At 43.8% G+C, this 24,009-nt stretch carries 15 protein-coding genes and 1 pseudogene; 5 read left to right on the top strand and 11 right to left on the bottom strand.

What is annotated here, in order from left to right; translation table 11 throughout:
- Positions 1 to 369: 369 nt before the first annotated feature.
- The 8 genes from MC7420_RS16310 to MC7420_RS16275 form a co-directional block, all read right to left on the bottom strand.
- Positions 370 to 1,032, bottom strand: coding sequence for a retron system putative HNH endonuclease (locus MC7420_RS16310; RefSeq protein WP_006101704.1), 663 nt, complete (start codon positions 1,030 to 1,032; stop codon positions 370 to 372).
- A 1-nt stretch (position 1,033) separates the two neighbouring features.
- The gene (locus MC7420_RS16305) at positions 1,034 to 2,386 is read right to left on the bottom strand and encodes an AAA family ATPase (protein ID WP_044207666.1); all 1,353 of its coding nucleotides are present in this window, start codon (positions 2,384 to 2,386) and stop codon (positions 1,034 to 1,036) included.
- Positions 2,387 to 2,790: 404 nt separating this feature from the next.
- Positions 2,791 to 4,071, bottom strand: coding sequence for a DNA-processing protein DprA (locus MC7420_RS16300; RefSeq protein ID WP_006101670.1), 1,281 nt, complete (start codon positions 4,069 to 4,071; stop codon positions 2,791 to 2,793).
- 15 nt (positions 4,072 to 4,086) lie between these two features.
- Positions 4,087 to 6,177, bottom strand: coding sequence for a RecQ family ATP-dependent DNA helicase (locus MC7420_RS16295; protein ID WP_006101719.1), 2,091 nt, complete (start codon positions 6,175 to 6,177; stop codon positions 4,087 to 4,089).
- Positions 6,178 to 6,509: 332 nt separating this feature from the next.
- Complete coding sequence (locus tag MC7420_RS16290; protein ID WP_006101678.1) at positions 6,510 to 7,466, bottom strand: DUF1350 family protein; 957 nt, start codon at positions 7,464 to 7,466, stop codon at positions 6,510 to 6,512.
- A gap of 200 nt (positions 7,467 to 7,666) precedes the next feature.
- Complete coding sequence (locus MC7420_RS16285; protein WP_006101729.1) at positions 7,667 to 8,437, bottom strand: hypothetical protein; 771 nt, start codon at positions 8,435 to 8,437, stop codon at positions 7,667 to 7,669.
- A gap of 321 nt (positions 8,438 to 8,758) precedes the next feature.
- Positions 8,759 to 9,979 carry an acetate/propionate family kinase gene (locus MC7420_RS16280; protein ID WP_006101816.1) on the bottom strand — a complete coding sequence of 407 codons (1,221 nt, stop codon included), beginning with the start codon at positions 9,977 to 9,979 and terminating at the stop codon, positions 8,759 to 8,761.
- Between the two features lie 342 nt (positions 9,980 to 10,321).
- On the bottom strand, positions 10,322 to 12,763 hold the full coding sequence (locus MC7420_RS16275; protein WP_006101740.1) for a phosphoketolase family protein: 2,442 nt from the start codon (positions 12,761 to 12,763) through the stop codon (positions 10,322 to 10,324).
- A gap of 489 nt (positions 12,764 to 13,252) precedes the next feature.
- Here MC7420_RS16275 and MC7420_RS35275 point away from each other — a divergent pair, with 489 nt between their 5' ends.
- The 4 genes from MC7420_RS35275 to MC7420_RS16250 all read left to right on the top strand — a co-directional run bounded on the left by MC7420_RS35275 (position 13,253) and on the right by MC7420_RS16250 (position 20,332).
- The gene (locus MC7420_RS35275) at positions 13,253 to 16,690 is read left to right on the top strand and encodes a PAS domain S-box protein (RefSeq protein ID WP_006101616.1); all 3,438 of its coding nucleotides are present in this window, start codon (positions 13,253 to 13,255) and stop codon (positions 16,688 to 16,690) included.
- A gap of 99 nt (positions 16,691 to 16,789) precedes the next feature.
- Positions 16,790 to 17,233, top strand: coding sequence for a response regulator (locus MC7420_RS16260; protein WP_006101737.1), 444 nt, complete (start codon positions 16,790 to 16,792; stop codon positions 17,231 to 17,233).
- Between the two features lie 88 nt (positions 17,234 to 17,321).
- Positions 17,322 to 18,875 (top strand): hybrid sensor histidine kinase/response regulator, encoded by a 1,554-nt coding sequence (locus MC7420_RS16255; RefSeq protein ID WP_071777226.1) that lies wholly within the window; start codon positions 17,322 to 17,324, stop codon positions 18,873 to 18,875.
- 455 nt (positions 18,876 to 19,330) lie between these two features.
- A complete protein-coding gene (locus MC7420_RS16250; protein ID WP_006101794.1) occupies positions 19,331 to 20,332 on the top strand; it encodes a hydroxyacid dehydrogenase in 1,002 nt (333 codons plus the stop codon).
- A 119-nt stretch (positions 20,333 to 20,451) separates the two neighbouring features.
- Here MC7420_RS16250 and MC7420_RS16245 read toward each other — a convergent pair whose 3' ends face one another.
- The 3 genes and pseudogenes from MC7420_RS16245 to MC7420_RS16235 form a co-directional block, all read right to left on the bottom strand.
- Positions 20,452 to 21,816, bottom strand: a complete 1,365-nt coding sequence (locus MC7420_RS16245) for an NAD(P)/FAD-dependent oxidoreductase (RefSeq protein WP_006101703.1) — start codon at positions 21,814 to 21,816, stop codon at positions 20,452 to 20,454.
- Positions 21,817 to 22,137: 321 nt separating this feature from the next.
- Entirely contained in the window at positions 22,138 to 22,770 is a 633-nt protein-coding gene (locus tag MC7420_RS16240; RefSeq protein ID WP_006101654.1) for a cytochrome c oxidase subunit 3, read from the bottom strand.
- A gap of 101 nt (positions 22,771 to 22,871) precedes the next feature.
- Positions 22,872 to 23,624, bottom strand: a pseudogene (locus MC7420_RS16235) (cytochrome c oxidase subunit I); the annotation flags it as partial.
- Between MC7420_RS16235 and MC7420_RS16230 the strand changes: the two are divergent.
- Positions 23,619 to 23,996, top strand: coding sequence for a hypothetical protein (locus tag MC7420_RS16230; protein WP_044207662.1), 378 nt, complete (start codon positions 23,619 to 23,621; stop codon positions 23,994 to 23,996). The pseudogene MC7420_RS16235 and the gene MC7420_RS16230 sit on opposite strands and share 6 nt — an antisense overlap.
- The last annotated feature ends 13 nt before the right edge of the window (positions 23,997 to 24,009 follow it).

Below are 24,009 nucleotides of genomic sequence, written 5' to 3'. Positions count from 1 at the left end.
CTTCTGCTAAAAAGCTTGTTCTACTCCCAATTTAATCTTGGCAAATTTATCCGTAAGTTTCCGGTGTGGTTTACCCCTAGTTTTGGCGTGTTACTTCGACAAATTGTAGGAATACTACGACATTAAGTACGGATATCCGACGATTGAGCTTATTTCATCGACTATCCAATTGAGGCGGATTCCTGTTCCCCCCTTTTTAAGGGGTGCTAGGGGGGATCTCCCGATGTTCAATACATGCTTCCCAGTCGTATTGTGCATTTTCCCAACCTACTTGACTCTCTTGAAAGCAGAGGATGCTTCGCTTTTATTGCACGGGGATTTAGGGGGATCGACAATGTACCGCATAGCAGAGCAAACTGCTATATTATTTTACCCTTGGCTTTTGGCTTGATTCTTCGCCACGGATAATTTTTTATTTAAGAGACAAACAACAAATTTACAATAAGGTCGATATTTAGCTGTTTGAGTCACATTGTCAAATTTAGCAATTTCCTTACTTAAAATACCAACCGTCCAAGACTTAGATGGATATTTTTTACGCAAGCCCTCAATCACAGCATCCATAGCCGCTTTGCGATTTCTAGTCAAGGTTTCTAAATTGAGATTCAAAACCTCGTTTAATTCGTTATTAATCGTTTCATCATCAGAGTAGATTTGACCACTACTGCTGTATTTGATGAAGTTCTCACAGTTTTTACTCGCGTCAGCCGGATTAATCGTAATTTCTATTTCACCCTTTCTCGTATCACAATGTTGTAAACGTTGAGGTTGACCTTGATTACCGTGACAAGCACCAAGTAAATTTCTGTAATCTAATTGTAAATTGGGATAAATACTCTTGGGTTGCCAATGCTCAATCTTCATAGTATCGCGGGCTATGCGTTGCATACAGTAACAACAAATATATCCTTGCTCAGTCAATAATAATTGGCGTAAATCATCTTTTTGCGGATAGTTATCATAATCAGCATAAGGCTGTGAACGGTGTTCCAATAAGGAGCGGGGTTCGTTGCCTTTGACAATATGCTTCACGTTATTCGGTTAAAAAACTAATCAGCGTTTGACCCCGAATAACTTCCGGGTCATTTTCACCCAGTAACTCAGCGAGTTCTTGCAGTTTTATTTTAGCATCCTCTATTTTCTCTTCATCGATCAAAGCAAAACAAGCATTGATTTTTTCCTGCACTTGATTGGGGCGTTCTTTCACCCCCATCAATTCATATAAAATTGAATTGCTATCTCTACCATAGGTATGAGGCGTTACTTCAACAAGTTGAAAGTCTTCTAAAATAAATACATTTTCTCGTTTGACGTTACTCAGAACTTGAGGCGAATGAGTTGTCACAATAAACTGACAATTCGGAAAAGTACGGGTCAGGCTGGGAATCACTATTCTTTGCCATTGAGGATGCAAATGTAAATCAATTTCGTCAATTAAAACAATACCTTCGCCTTCTAACGCATTAACTCCCAAACCAGGATTAGCAATTGCCAATCGCCTCGCCAAGTCAGTCACCAACATTAACAGCATCTTTTGTCCATCTGAGAGTTGCTCTAACTTGAAGTCTTGATTATTTTTGGTGATTGTTAAGGAAGGGGGGGCAGGGTTGCGAGTAAAATCAAGATTTCTTTGGGATTTTGATCTAACTACCCGCAGGTTATGAAAATCGCTATCGGGAAACTCTGCTAAAAATACTTCTATTGCCTTTCTGATGACCTCTAAGTTGGGATTTCTATATGCATTATCTTGGCGCAAGCGAATTTCATTCTCGTAATCCTCTTCTTGTCTAAACCATATTAAAAAATCTTGAAAGTTATTTATTTCGGGATTAAATGCTCCCCTGTAAGCATTCAATTGATTAATTCTGCATTGAATGATTGTGATATCTAAATCATCTAAGTCAATGGTTTGAGTGCCTAAAACCATTCGACGAGTTCTGTAATATATTAGTAAAGGTAAATTTATAGATTGATTTTCTTGTTGTAATTGTTGGCGCAAATATTCAATATAATGATTGACTTGATCATAGTTGCCTGAAACTTCTTGTTTATTGATATTTTTTTGGATTTTCCAACATATTTTATTGCTAGACTCTAATGAGATTGTAACGGATGCATAAGATTCTTTGGCTTCCAGCTTAATATCATCTATTTTGAAAGTTTCATTGATTTTTTTGGAAACAGTATCAGATTCAAAAAGATCAGTGAGTTCAATTTTAAGTATTCGTATTTCTAGTTGAATCAAAAGAGCAGCGATGCAATCCAATATAGCTGACTTGCCTGAACCATTTACTCCAATAAGTATAGCTGTATTATCAGGTGGAAACTTAAAATGTATCTCTTGAAAACATCTAAAGTTTTGAATACGTAATTCATCAATATGCATAAATAGCCCGAAATGAATAATTTATATAAAATATTTTACTTGAAAACCTTTGCCAATTCAAATAAACTCAGCCATTAGCCCTCTACAAAATCTCAGTCACTTGCCTAGCCACCCTATAGCGTCAATCTTGGAATCACAGTTACCAGCTACAAGACGTAATCAGTCAATTGTAGGGGCGGGTTTAGCCACTAAAACTACTTGTCACCGATAACGGAACAACAAAACCCGCCCTTATACTTAAATCTTACACCACTCCCATTAAACAGCCTTGGGTTAAAACCCCAAAGACAAACGCGAAATTCGTATAAAGACGACTGGATAAGAGTTCTAGTCCATTTTAATGGACTGAAGCTATTAGCCCGGAGTTTGAACTCCGGGCTCCGGGCGGGCGTCTCACATTCGCCTTATCCAGAATCATCCTTTTCCAGCAAAGCCAATAAATTAAATTCTTTATTCACTACATACATCACCGGATTCTTCTGCTTAATCACTTTCCCCTCTTGCACCGCTCGTTTTAACCAATCCTCCATCTGTCCTTTTCGTACCTGCAACGATTCAGCCAGAGATTTCGCATCTTGAGGTTGCTCTAACTGGTTGAGGATAAAAGGTAAAACCGCTTCATAAATATCTTTAGCGGGTAAATTAATATAAATCGTTTTATCCCCGCCTAAATCATCTCCGGCTGAGGATTTCTCAGACTCTATTACTTCCCCATCAACTTTGCTTTCTTCAACCTCAGCTATAGCTGCATCTAAAAGTGTACGCAATGGCTTATTCCAAGGGATTTCTGGAAAAACGATTCCTCCCTTTTCCAGCAATTTCTGATTTCCTTCAGGTACAGTTCCCTGCATCCGCACAAAAACCGGGACATCTTGTACCTTTCTCAACACTTCAGTCGCCCCCGCCCAGGTTCCACCTTTACCAACAGCAGAACTAATCACTAACGCATAATCCGCTAACGCATAAATATACTTGTTTCGCCCCATAGCATTACCCGCGCTGAAACTAGCATCGGGGTCATACGCAGACACTAATGTCAGTCTACCTTCTTTAATTCCAGCACGATACTTACTCGCCACAGCCGCCTTCGTTAAACTATCAGCAAGTACACCCACAGCATTCCCACCTGCTGCTAATATACCTAACATTGAAGCTTGATCTACTCCACGCGCCCCACCAGAAATCACATTGATTCCTTGTTCAGCGCATATCTGGACAACTCTTTCGGTATAATTAAGTCCTTCTTGATCAACTTCACGAGAACCAACGATAGCCAACCCAGCTTGAGAAAGCAATTCTCTCTTACCAATTCCATAGAGAATCGCGGGTGCATTATGTTTCAATCTCTGCTTCAAACATTGAGGATAATCTGCGTCACCTCGTCCCAATATCCATAACCCCTGATTCGTCCACTTTTCCACCGCTAAACTGAGCATAACACCGCGCTCAAGTAACGCAATTAACCGCTGAGAATCAAGCTTGTTAATGGTAATTTGAGATAAGCGATTTTTCAGAGTGGAATTAAGCAAATCCGCTGGATTCAAATGTTCTTCCAGCAACCAAGTTGCAACCGTATTATACTCGCTCAGGGTTAAGGGTTTAGGCTCAGTTTGACGATTTTGTCCAAAGCTGGCACACAATAATAAAATAGCTTGAGTATTGGGTGACAGCAGATGGTAATCCATAATCTTCTAATTGGCTTACGCTAACGAATTAAGTGCCAATGCTAACGGAAAAACTAGACCACTTCCAGCCCGACGTAACAGTGCAGCAATGACAGTGAATGTCCAACGTGAGTCTACCATATCATCAATTAAGAATACTGCCCCCTTCATCCCTTGCCAAGAATTCACGTCAAACACACCATCGAGATTATGGGCTTGTTGGTAACTATTCCCCATCTGTTTTTGGTGCTGAGTATGGCGAACTTTCTGCACAATTGGCTGAAAGGGTAATTGTAATTGATGGGCAAGTCGTTGGGCAAAATTGGGGACAAGTTGGGGATGATGTAAGGAAGGAACACAAGTTACCCAAGTGGGAAAAGGCTGGGGGTGCCAACGTTGAATCATCTCAAATGCACCCTGCACCAAGGCGTCATCAAAATCATGATTATCGTATTTCCCTCGTTTAACTAATTCTCCCCAACCCGCATCACCCCAAAGTGATAATGCTCGTCCGGGTTCAGCGCGTAAATTGTCACGAATTTTCCCAGAAAACCCATAACTAGGGAGCGCTTTAGATGCCCATTGTTTACGAGGTTCGATAATTTGGTCACTGCGACGGAGATACTGAATCGCTTGATTTACTCGGTTTAGTGAATAGGTTTCGGGTAATAACGGTCTACCCAAGCATACCGCACATTTTCCGCAAGGCGTTGGCTGCGGATCATCTAATTCTCTGGCGAGAAATGTCATCAAGCATTCTCGACTGTTCATATAGTCAAACATGCGAGTTTGTTCTTGGCGACGAATTTGGGTTAACCGTTCAATTTTCTCTGTATCCGGTTGATAAAATACGGGCGTCGCATACCATTTATAGCCTTGCTTAGTTATGGGTGCAGGAGACTCTAGGGATAACAGTTTCAATACCTTCTTAATTTGCCCATTCGAGAGATTGAGATGCTGCTCGATTTGGGGAACCGACAATCCATCTTCGGCTTGTTCTAACGCATTTAAAACATCCTGAACATGAGCCTCTGGTGGAAAGGCCGTTTGAATAAAATAATCAGTAATTTCCTGATCTTCATCCCCACTGAGCAGAATCCCATAAGCTTGCTCTACCGCTCTCCCCGCTCGTCCGACTTGTTGGTAATAATGAACAACAGAACCCGGACGCTGGTAGTGGATAACAAATCCTAAATCCGGCTTATCAAATCCCATTCCTAAAGCCGTTGTCGCGACTAAAGCTTTAATTTGATTGTTAATTAGTTGGTCTTCTAAGGTTAAACGCTGTTCATGGGTTAGAGCCGCATGGTAGGCTTGAGCATGAATCCCTTGCTGATTTAACCAATGGGCAACTCGTTCCGTATCTTTGATAGTTAATGCGTAAATAATCCCACTTCCGGGTAAGTTGGGCAAATGTTCCGCTAACCACGCCATACGTGCGGCGGGACTCGATAATTTAATGGTTTGTAATTGTAAGCTTTTTCGGGTAAGAGTACCTCTGGATACCAGCAAATTTGCACCCAGTTGCGTAATAATATCGTTAACAACGCGGTTATTTGCCGTGGCGGTTGTAGCGAGGGCGGGAATGGTTTGAGGAAGCGCTTGCAAAACACGGACAATGCGCCGATAGTCGGGGCGAAAATCATGTCCCCAATCCGAGATACAATGGGCTTCATCGACAACAAATAAGCCAATTCGTTGGGAGATGGGTAACAGAATTTTTTGGCGAAAGTCTTCATTGGCGAGTCGTTCGGGAGAAATCAGCAGAATATCAATGATTCCTGCTTGTAATTGAGCGTTAATCTGTTCCCACTCTTCGGGATTACTGGAGTTAATCGTGGCGGCGTTAATATTAATCCGTTTAGCAGCGACAATTTGATTTCGCATCAAAGCCAGGAGGGGTGAAATGAGGAGAGTGGAACCTGCACCACTATTCCGCAGCAAGCGAGTAGCGAGAAAGTAGACAATGCTTTTTCCCCAGCCTGTGCGTTGTACAACCAGAAGCCGCGATCGCGCTAAAATTATGCTAGCGATGGCTTCCCATTGTCCATCCCGAAATTGAGCGGTTGGGTTGTTAAGAGCTTGGCGCAGCAGCGATAGTGCTTGGGCTTTCAGTTGGGTTGTCATATCGATACGCCGTGTTGAGTGAAGTTAAGGGTTTTCTGAAGCAATGTTATTGGTAAAACCCGCCTCGACTGTCCTTAAATTCTAGCTATTCTAGCATCAATCGCCAAGAACTAAAGTTTTTGGCTTATAGCGCAAGTCATCTAAAGATGACTATAATTATGTTCCAACAGTAGGCTAGATTATTTTTATTTTTAGTTATTTTTTAAAGTCAGCACTGGATCAAGTCTAATAATTTTAACGTTAATTGACCATAGACAATAACACAATAGTCTATTTTTATGAATTAGCTAAGTAGGGTACAACGTTTTGTTGCCTCCCTACCTAAAATCGGATCATTTATCCAGTTGTTTTACCCGCATACTGAGTTTATCCAAAAACTGGATAACTACTCTTTCCAGCGATCTATTTTGAATTCTTTGAATAAATTGACTGAGTGGATTTACTCCAATAACATAATTACCAAATTGAATCCCCAGCGGTGCTAAATGCTTACCGGATAGTTCCTGATGCAGTAAGGGAAACTTACCCTGCTTCAAATACTCGATCAGCCACAGCACATCACTATTTCTTCTCTGTTCCTCATCTTTAAATCTGTCCTGCTCACTTCCAGCAATTGTATCCCTGTCAAACGAAATAATGCCTGTTAAGTTAAAGAGTGGGCTTTTGCTGATGTAGCATAATGTTTGTTTCCTGATGGGAATTACACCCAGGTTTATTGAATCAAGGAAACTGGCGATGAACGCCAAAGGTTGAGGAATGGCACTTTGCGTATCACTAATATCAGGTGCGAGGAGTAAAGAGGGTTGATTTTTGATAGACTGTTGTAAGTCAGGACTATCCATAAAACCCTGTTCAATTTGGCGAATCTGGCTGTCCGCGTTTGAATTACACTGCCTTAAAATATCTCGCCATCTGTCGCCACTTAAAAGCTCTAAAAGGGCGATATACTTGCATCCTAAACTGTGACCTATCCAAAAATAATTGTCTAGATTTTGATAAACTTCAGTTGGGTAGTTGAGTCTCTTAGCAATTTGATAAATTTCCTGGGACAGAACTTTCTGTTCTTGTAACAAACTAATTGAAACAGACCAATGGCGAAACGTAAACCGAAAGGGGAGAGCAATGATGGTATAACCTTCGTCAAATAACGCTTTTAATAAATAGCGATAAAAAACCGTCGGGAAACTGCCAAAGAAAGCACCGCCGATAAATTGAATAACACCTTTTGGATTTGGATGAATAGCCACCCAGCTAAAGGAAAGGGGCTGAAACTTAAATGTCTCGTTCATGATTAATTAATGTTGCTTTGGGATAAAGACAAAGAAAACCGCCACGTCTCTATGGCTAACCGCTGTGGCTAAATCGACGCTTGAGAGGGAGAAATAATTTTTGAGTATGATAGTAGAGACGTAGCCTGCTACATCTCTACTATCTTTTGGTTCAAGAGCTAGGTTGACATAGACTAAATGCCAGGTTAATTTGTGATAAATTAACGGTTTGTAGCCTGAGTTTCTAAGTCACTAATCCGTTCCACCATTGTGCTTAAAACCTGTTGCAAGCTATCGGTTGTTTCGGAAATTACTCCATTGCCCAGATTCGGGGGGTTAAGAGTAAGCCGATCAGGATTTTCTCGGATAATTTCGGCTAAGCCAGGGTCAAGATCAAGGATTTCTGGCGAAAGTTGCCGTATCGGAAAAATTGGGAATTGAAACTGAGTGAGCGTAACTTTAGAACCGCCTGTAGCCGTGGGCAGCGCATAAGCAAGTTGGTCAAAGTCTACGTTGTCTGCGGGAAAGTTTTGCGGCAAGAATGTTCCCCGTTGCTGAGGAGTCAGCAACAAGTCAAAGGAGTTAGAACCAAATAAATTAGCTAAGGAAAGCGTTACAAATCCACGTATTTCAGTATCTGCGGCGGCAACAACATTTCGGTCTGTGACATTGGGTTGTAAAAGAAATAACCCTGTGTCGCGTGGAGGAATTGATATAAAATAGGTTTGGTTCGTTGCATTTGAAAACCCTGGAATTAATGGAATATTTGAACCCCCGACATCAAAAAATGCTAGTAGCGGTTGGCTGTTTAGGTTGGGAGACTGAGCGGTGAAATTGACTCGCAGTCGGACAGGATTACTGCTATTGAGATTAGAGATTGTCAAAAAGTAACCCTGGATAATAGTCCGACCCGCCCCTAATATGTCAGCAGCCGGCTGCACTAGGGGTTTAACCAAAAGCTCGAACGTAGAAACAACTGTGGATACAGCCATTAGCTTGAAACTCCTTTAATAGAACATCAGAACCTAGTACCGCTTTCGAGAAATTCAAACTGCTCTGTCAGTAATGCTTGACTGATCAATTGATTTCCGCCGCGTTGTACTTAGTGATTAACCGGGTTGTCCCTCGGTTATTACTAGAAACGAGGATTAAGGGGAGACTATTCCAGATTGATACAAAACTTTACATTAGGAGTTGAAGTTATGAAATGGGAGGTTCGTCAGGGGTGAGGGGTTGAGCTTAAGTTGACACCAATGGCAAGCCTTGCGCCCCTACAGGAGACGAATACAAGCTGTGGGTTGGGTTGACGTATGTTAAAGGGAATCTAGGGCTAAAGCCCTTACTACAAGCTGGGCGATCGCCCAATCTTCTTGGGTATGAATCACAAACACGCGCACGCTTGAATCCTCTGTGGAAATATCTGCATCTACGGGATTGGTTTCATTCTTGTCTGAGTCGATTTTAAGTCCCAAAAATGCTAAGGCGTCAGATGCAGCTAATCGCACAGAGGCTTGATGTTCGCCAACCCCGCCTGCAAAGACTAATACATCTAATCCGCCCAAGGAGGTTAGCATTGCTCCTAAATAGCAACGTAAACGGTGGATATAAACGTCCAAAGCGAGTTTAGCCTGTTCATTACCCGCCGCGATCGCGTCATTGATTTGGCGCATATCACTACTCACGCCAGATAACCCTTTTAATCCCGATTCTTTGTTCAATAAATGCTCTAATTGATCCGCATTATACCCTTGTCGCATTAGTTGAATCAAAATCGAAGGGTCAATGGAACCGGAACGCGAACCCATCATTAATCCTTCTAAAGGTGTATAACCCATAGTTGTATTAATACTGATACCATCCCGGATGGCGGCTAAGGAACACCCATTCCCTAAATGACAAGTAATCACTCGTAACGATTTAGCCTCTTTTTCCAACAACTGAGCAACTCGTTCCAGGCAATAGTGATGACTGATCCCATGAAAACCATAACGACGTATTCCTTGATCGAGCCAATCTTTGGGACCTGGATAAATCGCAGCAGGTAAAGGCATTTGGGAATGAAATGAGGTATCAAATACCGCGAATTGGGGTAGATCAGGCAAAATATTCTCAATCGCCTCAATTCCTTCTAGATTGACGGGATTATGGGATGGTGCTAGGGGAGACAGAGATGCGATCGCCTTTTTCACTTCAGCATTAATCAACGTTGGTTGATGGTATTTATCGCCGCCATGAACCACCCGATGTCCGACTACATCAATGTCACTCAGTTTGGAAATGACTTGAGTTTGACCGCGCCACAGAGTATTCAGCATTTGAGCGATCGCCTTCATTCGATCATCGGTGGGTAGGCGTTCCTCTATAGATCGTCCTTGAGACGTTTTAACCTTTAAACATTCTGTATCTGATTGTCCAGTCCACTCAATTTTGGCTTCCCATATTGGTTCTGGCGGAGAATTGGGTAAAGATTCGCCAATCTCATACAAACAACTTTTTTGGGTACTAGAACCCGCGTTTAATACTAAAACTTTCATCGGTGATTCTGATAACAAATTAAATGGAGGGTGGGGCGGGGGCGGGTTTAATCCAATCTAGGTGCGCCAAAAAGGATAATAGTGAAACCCGCCCCTACAGACGAATATTAACCCTATTGCCTATTGCCTATTGCTACACAGCTTCCCTTTTGCTCCCCTCTCCCGTGCAAAAAAAGCGAAGCATCCTTAGTCATCCCTCCTCGCAGGGGGGAACGAGGGGGGTTGGAAGAGGGGCTGGGGGTGAGGGCTGTAACATAAGTTGAAACCAGCCCCTACCAACGAACCTTAACCCTGTTCCCCATTCCCTAACCAATGACCAATGACAAATGACGAATGACCAAATTAACACCACTGCCAATTGGTAATCTCGTCTGGATCTTCGCCAGTCTCACAGATATACTGCCCATGAGCCGCTAACACATATTCATAATGACGCACCCGATCATTTGCCCGTGCGGATACACGAGAATTTTTCTGGGCGGCTAAACGAATCGCTTGCATGATTAAATGATACCGACTCGTACCATTGCGGACTTGCATATCAAAGGGTGTAGTGGTTGTCCCTTCTTCCTGATAGCCATTAATTTGGAATCGCTCAATTGTGGGACGCCCAAACAGCATTTGTTTAATCAGCGAGGGATAACCATGGAAGTTGATAATCACGGGTTTATCGGGAGTGAATAGGGCAGCAAACATATCATCATCTAACCCGTGAGGATGAGTGGAATTTTGTTCCAGAATTAATAGATCTGTCACATTAACCACTCGTATCCGTAATTCCGGTAATTCATTTCTGAGGATTTGCGCGGCTGCCATCACTTCTAACATGGGACAATCGCCAATTCCTACCATTACTACATCCGGATCAACCCCATCATCGGTACTCGCCCATTGCCATACTGAACCCCCTGCCCGACAATGGGCGATCGCGTCTTCCATAGACAACCATTGTGGCAGAGGATTTTTGTTGGCGATGACTAAGTTGACATAGCCTGTACTCTGTAAGCAGTGGTCAATTGTACTGAGGAGACAGTTGGCATCGGGGGGTAAATACACCCGCGCATAGTCAGCCTGCTGATCCAAGACACTATTAATAAAGCCCGGATTTTGGTGAGAAAACCCATTATGTTCCTGTCGCCACAGGGTTGAGGTTTCTAAGTAATTCAGGGACGATACAGGGGGACGCCAGGGGAATTCTTTGGAGTATTTTAAGAACTTGGCATATTGATCCATCATCGTGGTGACAATGCCCAAAAATGCCTCGTAGGAAGGGAATAAACCATGTCGTCCGGTGAGGAGATACCCTTGTAAGAATGCCTGACAGGTATGTTCACTCAGTAATTCGATAATCCGTCCCCCATCGGGTCCAATCTCGCCATCAAAGGGTCCGGTGGGCCACTGATAGTTACGCTGGGTAACATCGAGAACTTTGTACAGGCGGTTGGATTCGAGTTCGTCGGGACAGAAAATCCGGAAGTTATTAGGATTTTGCTGAATCACATCCCGGAGATATTTGCCCACTTCATAGGTATTACTAACGCTACTCTCGCCGCGTTGACACCCTTGGGCGGCTTCGGGATGTTCTACCGGGACAGCATAGTTAAACAGATCCGGTAACTCTAAGGGTTGACGCATACGTCCGCCGAAGGTGTGGGGATTGCTGCCCATGCGCCGTTCCCCTTGGGGACATTGATCTAAAATGTCGGGGAAGGGTTGTCCTTGTTCGTCAAACAGTTCCTCTGGACGGTAGGAACGGAACCAATTTTCTAGCAGTTCTAGATGTTCGGGATTACTTTTAACCTCTTTGAGGGGAACTTGGTGAGACCGGAAATTCCCTTCAATCGGTACGCCGTCGGCTTCTTTAATCCCTGTCCATCCTTTTGGCGATCGCAAGATGATTAGGGGCCAACGGGGTTTGCTGATACGGTTCCCGGAACGGGCGGCTTGTTGAATCCGACAGATTTCTTGATATGCCCAATCCATTGAAGCATACATATCAGCATCCAAGTCCTCATCTTCGACAATTCGCACTTGGTAGCCGTATCCGGTAAACAGATGCAGCAATTCCTCATCACTCATCGTGCCAAAAATTGACGGGCTGGCAATTTTGTACCCATTCAGATGCAAAATCGGTAAAACTGCCCCGGATTCAGCCGGATCAATGAATTTTGTTCCATGCCATGCTGTAGCGGTGGGTCCCGTTTCTGACTCGCCATCGCCAACGATACACGCTACCACTAGATCAGGGTTATCCATTACCGCCCCAAACGCTGTCGCCAAGGCGTAGCCTAATTCCCCACCTTCGTGAATCGTGCCAGGAATCCCTGGATACAGGTGCGAGGGAAAGCCACCGGGCCAAGAAAACTGCTTGACTAACCGATACACTCCAGCTTCATCGAAGCTAAGGTCAGGATAATAATCCCGTAACGATCCTTCTAGGTAAAGATTGGCAAGGTTCGCGGGCGCACCATGTCCGGGTCCAGTCACCAGAAACATATTGGCATCGTAACGCCGGATCAGTCGGTTGAGATGGGCATAGACTAGGTTAATGCCGGGACAAGTCCCCCAGTGACCCAGTAAACGATCTTTTATATGTTCGGGTTTTAAGGGTTCGCGTAAGAGAACATTATCTTTGAGATAAATTTGAGTCGCTGCTAGGTAGTTAGCCGCACGGCGATATTTCGCGATCGCGTCGAGTTCTGCACCCTGATTTTGCCGGACTTGGGTAACGGGAATGTCCGGTTGAGAGAAGGACGCTTGGGGTGTTGAAGTGGTTATTGTCATACTTTATAAAATTCAAATTACAAGAAATTTTGACTGGTGTGGGTAGCGGTACTCGTCTGCTGTGCAGTTTACCCAAAGTTTTCCGGGGAATTCTCCTACTTGGGATAGATCATGCCTTTTTGTACATGCACAGGAGTAGAGCCATGCCATTGCACGTCTGTCAATTGATTGTAGGGGCGGGTTTAGGGACTAAAACTCAATAACAAGCCGATAACTGAACAACAAAACCCGCCCAAATTTATAAGTAGTCAAAAATGGGTTATTTTACAGGCATATTGCAAAAACTTATTTTTGTGCAACGAGGTTCCTCTAAAGTAATATATAATATATAGCAATCCTAAATAGGATGCAACAAGTAGACGGCTTGAAATCAAGGTATAGCAAGGGTTTCAGTTTTGAAAATTGCCACAATCAATTTAGGATTGCTATATCTCTCCTGCTCCCAGACGTGCCATGGTACGTCTCTACTCTAAATAAACTTGACAAATTGTGATTAACACTCCTGTGCATCTGCTCCTCATTGATGAGGACCCAGATGAACGAGCCTTAATCATTCGTCAATTGCAGCAAGAGTTTTCCGCACTGCATGTCGCCCAGCCGACCAATGCTAAAGACCTAAATCAGGTACTCTTAGACGGTCATTTCGATATGGCGATCGCGGACGATGAACTTCCTTGGACAACTGGTATAGCGGTCTTTAAGCAGGTTAAACGTCTGCAACCCGCTTGTCCATTTATTATGTTCACCAGTCAAGACAGTGTAGAACTCGCTGTAATGGCAATGAAAGCGGGTATAGATGACTACATTATTAAATCGCCGTCCCATTATAAAAAATTGGTGACAGCCGTTCGTTCTGCATTAGCGCCTCAGCTAAAGTCTCAATCTTCTCGGCTAGAAGCGACTCCACCCATCACCATTTCCCAGAACCTACAACTGATCGCTACACTCCAAGCTAGGGTCACTCAGCAAACAACAATTGTGCGGTTTAGTCAATATGCCTTAAGGGGGATTGACATTGATTCGTTAATGAATTGTGCGGTGACTCTTTTGGCAAAAACTCTCGACGTAGACTATGCCAAAGTCCTGGAATTACTTCCTGAGGGCAAAGCCTTATTGTTGCGGGCGGGTGTAGGTTGGCAGGTTGGCTTAGTCGGTCAAGCTACTGTCGATACCGAAACCAATTCTCAAGCCGGCTATACGCTCCTGTCTCAAGAACCAATCGTGGTCGAAGATTTGCGAACAGAATCGCGATTTTCGGCTCCGCCTCTATTAGAGGATCATGGGGTTGTCAGTGGGATGAGTGTGATTATTCCTGGACTCTCGTTGGCGAAGCCTGGGACTCTTAAACATTGGGATACTATGCCCAACCCCGATAGTCAACCCTTTGGTATTTTGGGCATTCATAGTACAGATTCCCGCCAGTTTAGCCAAGATGACATTAACTTTTTGCAAGCGATCGCCAATATTCTCGGTGCAGCAATTGACCGTTGTCAACAAGCGGAACGATTGCGAATATTGGAGAGTGCGGTTAATGCCAGTAGCAATGGGATTTTAATTAGTGATCCCCATCAACCGGATAACCCAATTATTTTTGTCAATTCTGGGTTTGAACGACTCACCGGTTACAGCGCCTCAGAATTACTCGGTCGTAACTGTCGCTTTTTGCAGGGAGATGACTCCAATCAAGCCCAACTTGAGGAAGTACGACAGGCGATTGCAACAAAAAAAGACTGTCAAATAACATTGCGGAACTATCGTAAAGATGGTTCTGTATTTTGGAACGATCTCTATATTTCACCCGTGCGAAATTCCCAGGGAACATTGACTCACTTTCTGGGAGTACAGACGGATGTTACAGCCCAGAAATTAGCCCTAGAAAAGCTCCGCCAACAAGCCCAACTGCTTGACTTAGCCAATGATGCGATTATGGTGCTGGATTTGCAGGGCAAAATTACCTATTGGAATCAGGGGGCGCAACGTTTGTATGGCTGGAGTAGTCAGGATGCTATTGGGCAAAATGCTCACCAATTGCTGCACACGATTTTCCCCCAGGCATTAAGGGATATTAAGACTCAATTATGGCATCAAGAATATTGGCCCGGTGAGTTAATTCAAACTACACAGGACGGGACTCAAATTACCGTAGCGAGTCGTTGGACATTACAGCGAGATCATCAAGGTAACCCATTAGCCATCTTAGAAGTTAATCATAATATTAGCGCCTACAAACGCACCGAGAAAGCCCTGCGTCAGAGTGAACAACGATTCCGGTTAGCGGTCAATCATAGTCCGGATATGTTCGTGATCTATGATGCTCAACGACGGTTTGTTTTTGTGAATACGACAACCCTTGATCGCACAGGCAAATCATCAACGGATTATCTGGGACACAGGGATGAAGAAATCTGGTCGCCGGAGGTTACTGAATGGTATTTACCGACACTCAAGCGGGTGATAGAAACCCGCACTCCCCAGACGGTAGAAGCCACAATTCGGTTACCGAATACTAACCCCTTTACCACCGTAATTAAGTATGTGCCGATGTTGAACGAGCTAGGAGAAATTGTGCAAATCCTCGGCTTTACGTTTGACATTACTCAGCGCAAGCAGCTTGAAATTCAATTACGACAAACGATTGACCGCCTGCAAACCTTACAAACCCTTGACCAAGCCATTCTCGCCGAACAACCGCCGCCTGCGATCGCGCAAGTGGCGTTAACAGGCTTAAAATCCCTGCTATCGTGTCGTCATCTGAGTGTCGTGGTGTTTGATTGGGACTCACAGCAAGCCACCCTGCTCGCCACTAATGGTGAGATGGAAAACCTAGCTAGAACAACGATTAGTCTCGAACCGTTTACCTCAGAGTTGGCTCAATTTGCTGACCATAAAATCCATCAACTCAAACAATCAGACATTGTTAGGGTATTACGACCCATTGTCCAAGCTTTACTCTCACAGAACGCGGCATCATTCTCTATTATTCCGCTTAGAAGTAAGCCGGAAATAATCGGAACACTCAACCTAGAGTTCAGGGAGAAAAATGACCTGGATAATGAACATAAGACCATTGTCCAAGAGGTAGCAAATCAACTCGCGATCGCGATTGCTCAATCCCGATTACAACAGCAGCTTAAACGCTACACCACCGAACTCGAAGAACGGATCACTGAACGAACTCAGGAATTGCAAGCCATCAATGCGGAACTCGAAGCATTTTCCTACACCGTTTCCCACGATCTCAGAGCGCCATTACGGGCAATGCAAGGGTTTGCTAATGCCTTAGTTGAAGACTGCGGTTCCCAATTAGATTCAATCGGTTTAGACTATACTCAACGGATTACCACGGCTGCCCAGCGTTTGGATAAAATGATCCAAGATTTACTAGAATATAGTCGCTTAGGGCGTCTAGACTTTCCCCTAAAACCAATTAGTTTAGACTCCATTATGTCAGAAGTCCTCTTCCAACTCCAGGAACTGATTAAAAACACAAATACCCAAATTAAGGTAGCCGAGAAAGGGGTCATACCTCTACCAGAGGTTTTGGGTCATCGTGCTACACTTATGCAAGTTGTATCAAATTTGATCGCTAATGCGATCAAGTTTGTCCCAGAAACAGTACAGCCTCAGATACAGGTGTGGGCAGAAGAACGAAAAGACGTTAATGGTAGTACATGGATACGACTCTGGATCGAGGATAATGGAATTGGCATTGAATCGGAATATCAAGAAAAGATTTTTCTGGTATTTGAACGCTTACATGGTCGTGAACACTATCCCGGTAGTGGTATTGGTTTAGCCCTTGTCCGCAAAGGTATGGAACGTCTAGGAGGGCGTTCGGGCGTTGAATCATCACTCCATCAGGGAAGCCGATTTTGGATTGAGGCGCAAAAAGTAGAGACGTGTCATGACATCTCTATTATGGAATAAGGGCGAGTTTTACCGATCAGGTTTAGCTGTAAACCGATAAGCGACTAAACCTGTTCTCCTCAGTCTTTGAGGTTTGGAGTAATTTTTATGGAGAAGATTATGAGTAGCAAACCTGCTGATATTTTACTCGTTGAAGATGATGATAATGACGTTTTTTTAATTCAGCGTGCATTTAAACGCCTCGATTTACCTCATTCACTGCAAGTTGTCACAAATGGAGAGGAGGCAATCAATTACCTAGACCGCAAAGCACCGTATGATAACCTAAAATTCCATCCTATTCCAACTCTTATCTTACTCGATTTAAAATTACCTCGTAAATCCGGTTTAGAAGTTTTAGCTTGGATTCGACAGCAATCTCGGTTAAAACGTCTATTAGTGGTGGTATTAACGGCATCCAGAGAAACGCCGGACATTAATAAAGCGTATGATAGGGGCGCGAATTCTTATTTAGTGAAACCTGTAAACTTTCATGATTTTTTAGAAATGATTCGTACCCTTGACCTATATTGGTTAATGTTCAACGAAAAACCTTTAGTCTGAATTATAAATTTCTATTCCCTATTCCCTATTGCCTATTCCCTGTTCCCTGTTCCCCGTTCCCCGTTCCCTGTTCCCTATTCCCTGAACAATGACAAATGACAATCCCGTAAGAATCCTGCTAATTGACGATAACCCCGACGATCGTATGTTAGCACTACGCCGACTAGAGCAGGAGTTTGAACAATTACAGTCTAAAGAGATTACCGATATCAAGCAACTCCAACAGGTATTAGCCGAGCGAAAGTTTGATATCGTCGTCACTGATTATAGCTTGCGTTGGAGCAATGGTTTAAACGTACTAAACCAGGTTAAGCAGCAGTATCCAGATTGCCCTGTAGTCATGTTTACCGGGACAGGAAACGAAGAAATTGCTGTTAAGGCGATGAAGTCAGGACTTGACGATTATATTATTAAATCCCCTCAGCATTATACTCGTCTTGCCGCCGCCGTGCGAGCAGCCTGGGAACGCTCTAAGCAACATCAAGCCTTCAAAGAGATGCAACAACGATATCAACAACTCTTTGAAAGCGTACCCATTGGACTTTACCGGATGACACCAACGGGTCAAATTATTGAAGCCAATCCAACCCTGTTGCAACTGTTAGGATATCCCAGTGTACAAGCCTTGCTCGATACAAATATATCCAAGCACCTTGTCGATACCCAAGCCAATCGTTTATGGCAGAGTCAGATAGACGGCGAAGGAGTGGTACGAAACTTGGAAATACCGATGCGTCGGTGTGATAATACCATGATTTGGGTACGCTACAATGCTCGTGCTATTCGCAATTCTCAGGGCGAAGTCATGTACTATGAGGGCGCGATTGAAGATGTCACCCAGCGCAAGCAAGCGGAAACAGAACGGACTCAATTGCTCAAAAGTGAACAAGCCGCCCGGGCTGAAGCCGAAACTGCGAATCGCTTAAAAGATGAATTTTTAGCCACCCTATCCCATGAATTGAGAACGCCCCTGAATGCGATTTTAGGATGGGCGGGACTCTTGCGAAGAAAGCAACTGAGTCCAGACAAAGTACAGCGGGCGTTAGAAGTAATTGAACGCAATGCTAAGTCTCAAGCCCAGCTTATTGATGACTTGCTTGATGTGTCACGGATTATTCGGGGTAACTTACGCTTAACTGTTATCCCTGTTGACTTGCAGCAGATTATCAACGCAGCAATTGATACCTTACAACCCGCCGCTGACGCCAAAAGCATTCAGATTGACTCATTTTTAGAACCGAGTCAGACTGTGATTAAGGGGGATAGCGATCGCTTACAGCAAATTGTTTGGAATCTTTTGTCGAATGCGATTAAGTTTACCCCAACTCACGGACAAGTCAAGATTTATTTGGAATGGTTAGAAAATGCGGTACAAATTCGGGTGCAAGACACAGGTAAGGGGGTGTCTGTTGACATTGCGCCTTACATTTTTGACCGCTTTCGCCAAGCCGAAGGCTCAATAACTCGTTCCCATGGCGGATTAGGACTAGGATTGGCAATTGTGCGTCACTTAGTTGAACTCCATGGGGGAACCGTGTGGTGCGAAAGTGATGGAGACGGAAAGGGAGCTACTTTTATCGTAGAGCTACCGCTCAAACCTCAAGCAGACGCTGAGAGTGTCGGTTTGTCTACCCCCAGTTAAGCTGTTCGGTATTTAAACTTTAATATCAATAATGGCGCAATCCTTGTAGTGCGTTTAGCGAAGCCATGCCGCAGGCTTTGCATCTTGCTCGCTACTAATACCCAATTTAAATGCATGACAGCTTAACAGTCACAAAAAGTAGTAATGGTAGGGGCGGGTTTAGCCATTTAATTTTGATACTCACCGATAACCTCTCAACAAAACCCGCCCTTCGTCATACTACTGGCGTGAACCAGCTAATTTGATGCAATAGATTGGCTTCGTAGTGAGGGCTTCAGCCCTCTTCAGCTAGGACATCGGTCAATAAACCCGGTTTCTCATAATACTTGACCGACGCTCTAGGGAAGTTTATACCCTGAGATAGAAACAATACAGCCAAAACTTTAGGATAATAAAGCATCAATATTTCATGAATTAATCGAAAAAAGCAAACTTAAGCAATAGAAGGTAAAATTATGAAAATCATTGTTTTCACTGTTGAAGCCTGGGAACGCGATATCTTTGAAAAACTGAGTCCCGTCCATCACGTTGAATGTGTGGAGCAGTCACTAACTACAGACAACGCTAGCCACTATGCAGATGCCGATGTTATTGCCACGTTTATCTACTCCGATTTAAGCACAGATGTTTTAAAACAATTCAACAATCTGCAAATGATCGCCACGCGATCAACAGGCTTTGACCACATTGATACTGACTATTGCCAAGAACATGGCATCAAAGTCTGCAACGTACCCACCTATGGTGAGAATACCGTAGCTGAACACGTTTTTGCACTGCTATTAGCTCTCAGCCATAATTTAATCGAGTCAACAGATCGCACTCGCAAAGGTGATTTTTCCCAGGTAGGGCTTCAAGGCTTCGATTTGCGTGGTAAAACGTTGGGTGTAGTTGGTACAGGAAATATTGGAGAATGCGTAATTGAAATTGCCAAGGGATTTCGCATGGAGGTTGTGGCGTTTGATGTGAAGCCAAAAGAAGAATTGGCATCGCGGCTGGGGTTTCGGTATGCCGAGATGAAAGACGTCTTATCCACTGCCGATATTATCACTTTACATGTTCCAGCGAATCCGAAAACCCATCATCTCATTTCCACTGAACAATTTGATAGCATGAAAGATGGTGTTATTTTAATTAATACCGCTCGTGGATCTATAGTAGATATCAATGCCCTATTGCAGGCATTGGCTGAGGGTAAGGTTGCTGCAGCGGGTTTGGATGTGCTACCCGAAGAACCTGTAATGCGCGAGGAAGCCGAACTGTTGCGATCGGTTTATCGCAAACAGCACGATTTAGAATCCTTACTGGCTGACCATATTTTACTGCGCTTACGGAATGTGATTGTTACGCCTCATAGTGCTTTTAATACCAAGGAAGCCGTCCAGCGGATTATAGATACAACGGTTGAAAATATTGTCGCATTTGCTGAAGGTAATCCTCAAAATGTTGTAGCATAATGAGAGAGATTGTCGTTAGTTATGTGGTAGATAATTATCGCACTTGAGAGGGGCGGGTTTAGTCAAATCTGGGTGCAACCGAAAACATAGTAATGAAACCCGCCCCTACACCTTTTTCCTTAAGATGTACCTTTATTATTGCCGATCGCGTTAATTAATTTTTTCGCCGCAATCGCACCCACAGCAACACCGCCAACGACTTGCGCCACCTTAACTGCCCGATTCAGATTACCATCAGAGAGATAGCGATGGAAAATTTCATCTTGCAGCCATTGTGCTGTAATCTTTAAATTACGAGCTGGTGTAGGCAAGAGTTCCAGATAAGTACCTTGACGAATTAAATGACCCATTTCTCCGGTGACTTCAAACTTTTCAAACAGGTTAGCCGCACCGTTATTGATACCCAGTTTGAGCAATGTTCCTCGGATATTCACCTGAGCTGGTAGAAGTTGACGATCAAACGCTAAGGCAAATAAATTATCCGCGATCGCTTGCCCTTGTTGATAGGCTACCTGGGCGGTTGGGGGTAAGGAATTGTCTTGAATCGCCGCACAATCGCCTCCTGCAAAAACCTCTGGAAAATCCAATAATTGCAGTGTAGGTGTCACGTAGGGGCGCCCGTGATGATCCCGCTTGTCTTTGGGAATCGGTAGATTTTTAATTAAAGGATTGGTACTGGTTCCTGTTGTCCAGATAGCAGTTGATGTAGGTAAGGTATGAGTTTTATCATCTTTCTTATACTCAACCGCATCAGGGCGAATGGCTGTGGCTTGCGCCTCCATAATCAATTCCACAGGTACGGCGCGTTTTTGCAACTCCTGATAGGTGGGTTCCCGTAACGGATCATTAATGTCACCTTTGAGGATTTGCGAACCATGATTAATTAAAACGATACGAATATCCTCTGGAGTACCCCCTAACGCCTCATACCAATGAGGGAGTAAATCCGCTAACGTTGCAGCCATCTCCACCCCAGAGGGTCCAGCACCAATCACGGCGACGGTGAGCAGTTGACGGCGGATGTAGGGATCGATAGTTTGCACCGCGCGTTGTAGACAATCCCGAAGTTGCTGATCGATCGCGATCGCATTCTGTTGGGTGCGTAAGGGGAATGCATTTTCCTTAGCACCTTCAACACCAAAATATCCCGTCACACTCCCTAATGACAAGACTAAATTACTGTAATTATAGGTTGTGCCTGAGACTAATTTTACCTCCCGTTGCGTTAAATCTATGTCTTGTACCGTATCTTGAACAAAAACCACACCGCTATCCTGTAGAAGTTGATCAAACCGGGGGACAACGTTTTGAGCATCCATTTCGCCACTGCAATATTCATAGAGCAACGGCTTAAAACAAAAGCGTTCATCTCGATCAATCAGGATAACACTGCGTGGATAATGGTGATGAGCCAAATGCAGGGCGGTAAAAAGTCCCGTAAAGCCACCGCCAAGAATGACTGTTTGATGAATTGGATAAGTCATAATCTTACTCTCTGAATCTCTACTCACGAATCAACTTTTTTGGCAAAGCTAAGGTTTTTACTTAAATTAATTTCCATCCAAAGCTTAACTAGGCAATCATCATAATTAAGCCTAAAGCCTTTAGATAAATATCAACACAAATTAACTTGATCATTCCTCTATCTATCAGTAGATATTTTCAACTTTTTCGGGAATCTTGCTCCCCCCTTTTTTTCGGAAATCTTGCTCCCCCCTTTTGAAGGGGGGTTGGGGGGGATCAATACAAGTAGCCTAGAAAGCCGCCAAATTAGACAAAACTCTCGAACCAAGATAAGTTCCTACTCACCAAACGTAAAGAAGTAGAAATAAAATCACCCAAATCCCATCGACAACGTGCCAGAACAACGAAACCGCCGTAACGCCAAAGTGACCCCGGTTATAATTTCCTGGAATAAATGAACGAACTAACATCAGCATTTGCAAAAAAATACCGACGAAAACATGCAACCCATGGAACCCCGTTAACACATAAAACGTTCCGCCTAATGTCGCCGCATTTAGACCAAAATCCAGGTGCAGCCACTCTTTAACCTCACCCACTAAAAAGTAAGCACCCATGATAGAGGTAGTCAACCATAACCCGCGAAATTGGGCAAGTTTTTGGTGAGACAAAGCCCGTTCCGCTAAATAGATGACTAAGCTACTGGAAACCAACACAACTGAATGAATCATCACCGAACCCGACAATTCAGGTGTGGAAACACCGGGAGGACGCCAATCATCGGTTAAAGCCCGCAGCCCCACATAAGCGACAATTAAACTCGCGAAAATCATGCTTTCGGACAGCAAGAATAGAGTAAAGCCAAACAGGACTTTACCTCGCTCATCCTCAAGTTTTTCAGGATTACCGACTTTAGCGTGAGGGTTTTTTAACTCACGAGACGGAATAAACTTCTCTAGGCTAGATTTTATCATTTAAGTAAGCACCTAACTATAAATAATGTAGGTTCTAAAATAAGAATGTTAAAACAAATTAAATCCTTACAAATGACAAATGACGAATGATGAATGACGACCTATTTATGGTGTCTATCAATCGCTCCCGGATCAGTTGAATCTACCCTAGAATAGGTGGGTTGACCATAACTGTAGGGCGCTAATCTTACCGTCGGAATTTCCTCAAAATTCTCCTTCGGTGGCGGTGAAGAAACTGTCCATTCCAGTCCAGTTGCCTGCCAAGGATTGTTGCCAATTTTAACCCCGTATAACCAAGACGCCACCATGTTGGCAATAAAAGGCAGCGTTGATACCCCCAATAAAAACGCACCCAAGCTGGCTAAAACATTTCCCCCCATATACTGGGGTGGATAGGACGAAACCCGACGCACCATTCCCTGTAAACCCACCGCCAGCATCGGAAAAAAGGTTAGGTTTGCCCCAATAAAGGTGAGCCAAAAATGCACCTTACCCCAGCCCTCATTATACGCCCGCCCCGTCATTTTCGGGAACCAGAAATAAATGGCGGCGAAAATAGCAACCGTAATTGTGTTGTAGACGATATAGTGAAAATGTCCAACGATAAAATGAGTGTTGTTGACATGAATATCAAAGGGCATTACACCTAGCATTACCCCCGTAATACCACCCAAGAGAAACATAACCACACCCCCTAGGGCAAAAAGCATCGGTGTATCCAAATGTAGCCGACTTTTCCAAACGGTTGCTGTCCAAGCAAACACCTTAATTCCTGTAGGTACAGCCACCAATTTCGACGTAAACATAAACAGCACCCGCATCCATTCCGGCGTACCACTGGCAAACAGATGGTGCTCTCTCGACGATTAGATATGTATAAAGGCAAAGCTTGGTGGCTACCCTTACAGGAACCCATTGCCCCAGATCAGTTACTCAAAATGCAGATGTGGTTAAGACAAACCTATAACGAACGCCGACCTTTTGCTACTCTACAGGCAGCCAAGGCAGGGATGATATTTTTGAATCGGTTAGGGTTAGGAAATAAGCTGGATCTTTCGGCTCTATTTTGTTCTGAACTGGTGACCGCCGCGTTACAAATTGCGGGTGTGGTTGATCCCTATATCAATCCCTCAAAGCAGACACCGGCTGATGTGGTTAATTTTCCTTGCTTTTCCCACCCCCCGATTTTGATTAAGTCTTTTCCTTCTCGGTGTAAACCTCAATAGGACAAGTAGAGAC

Source organism: Coleofasciculus chthonoplastes PCC 7420, from assembly GCF_000155555.1.
Lineage (GTDB): Bacteria > Cyanobacteriota > Cyanobacteriia > Cyanobacteriales > Coleofasciculaceae > Coleofasciculus > Coleofasciculus chthonoplastes_A.
Note: the sequence above shows the minus strand (reverse complement) of the source record. Positions and strands in the feature narration are given on the sequence as shown.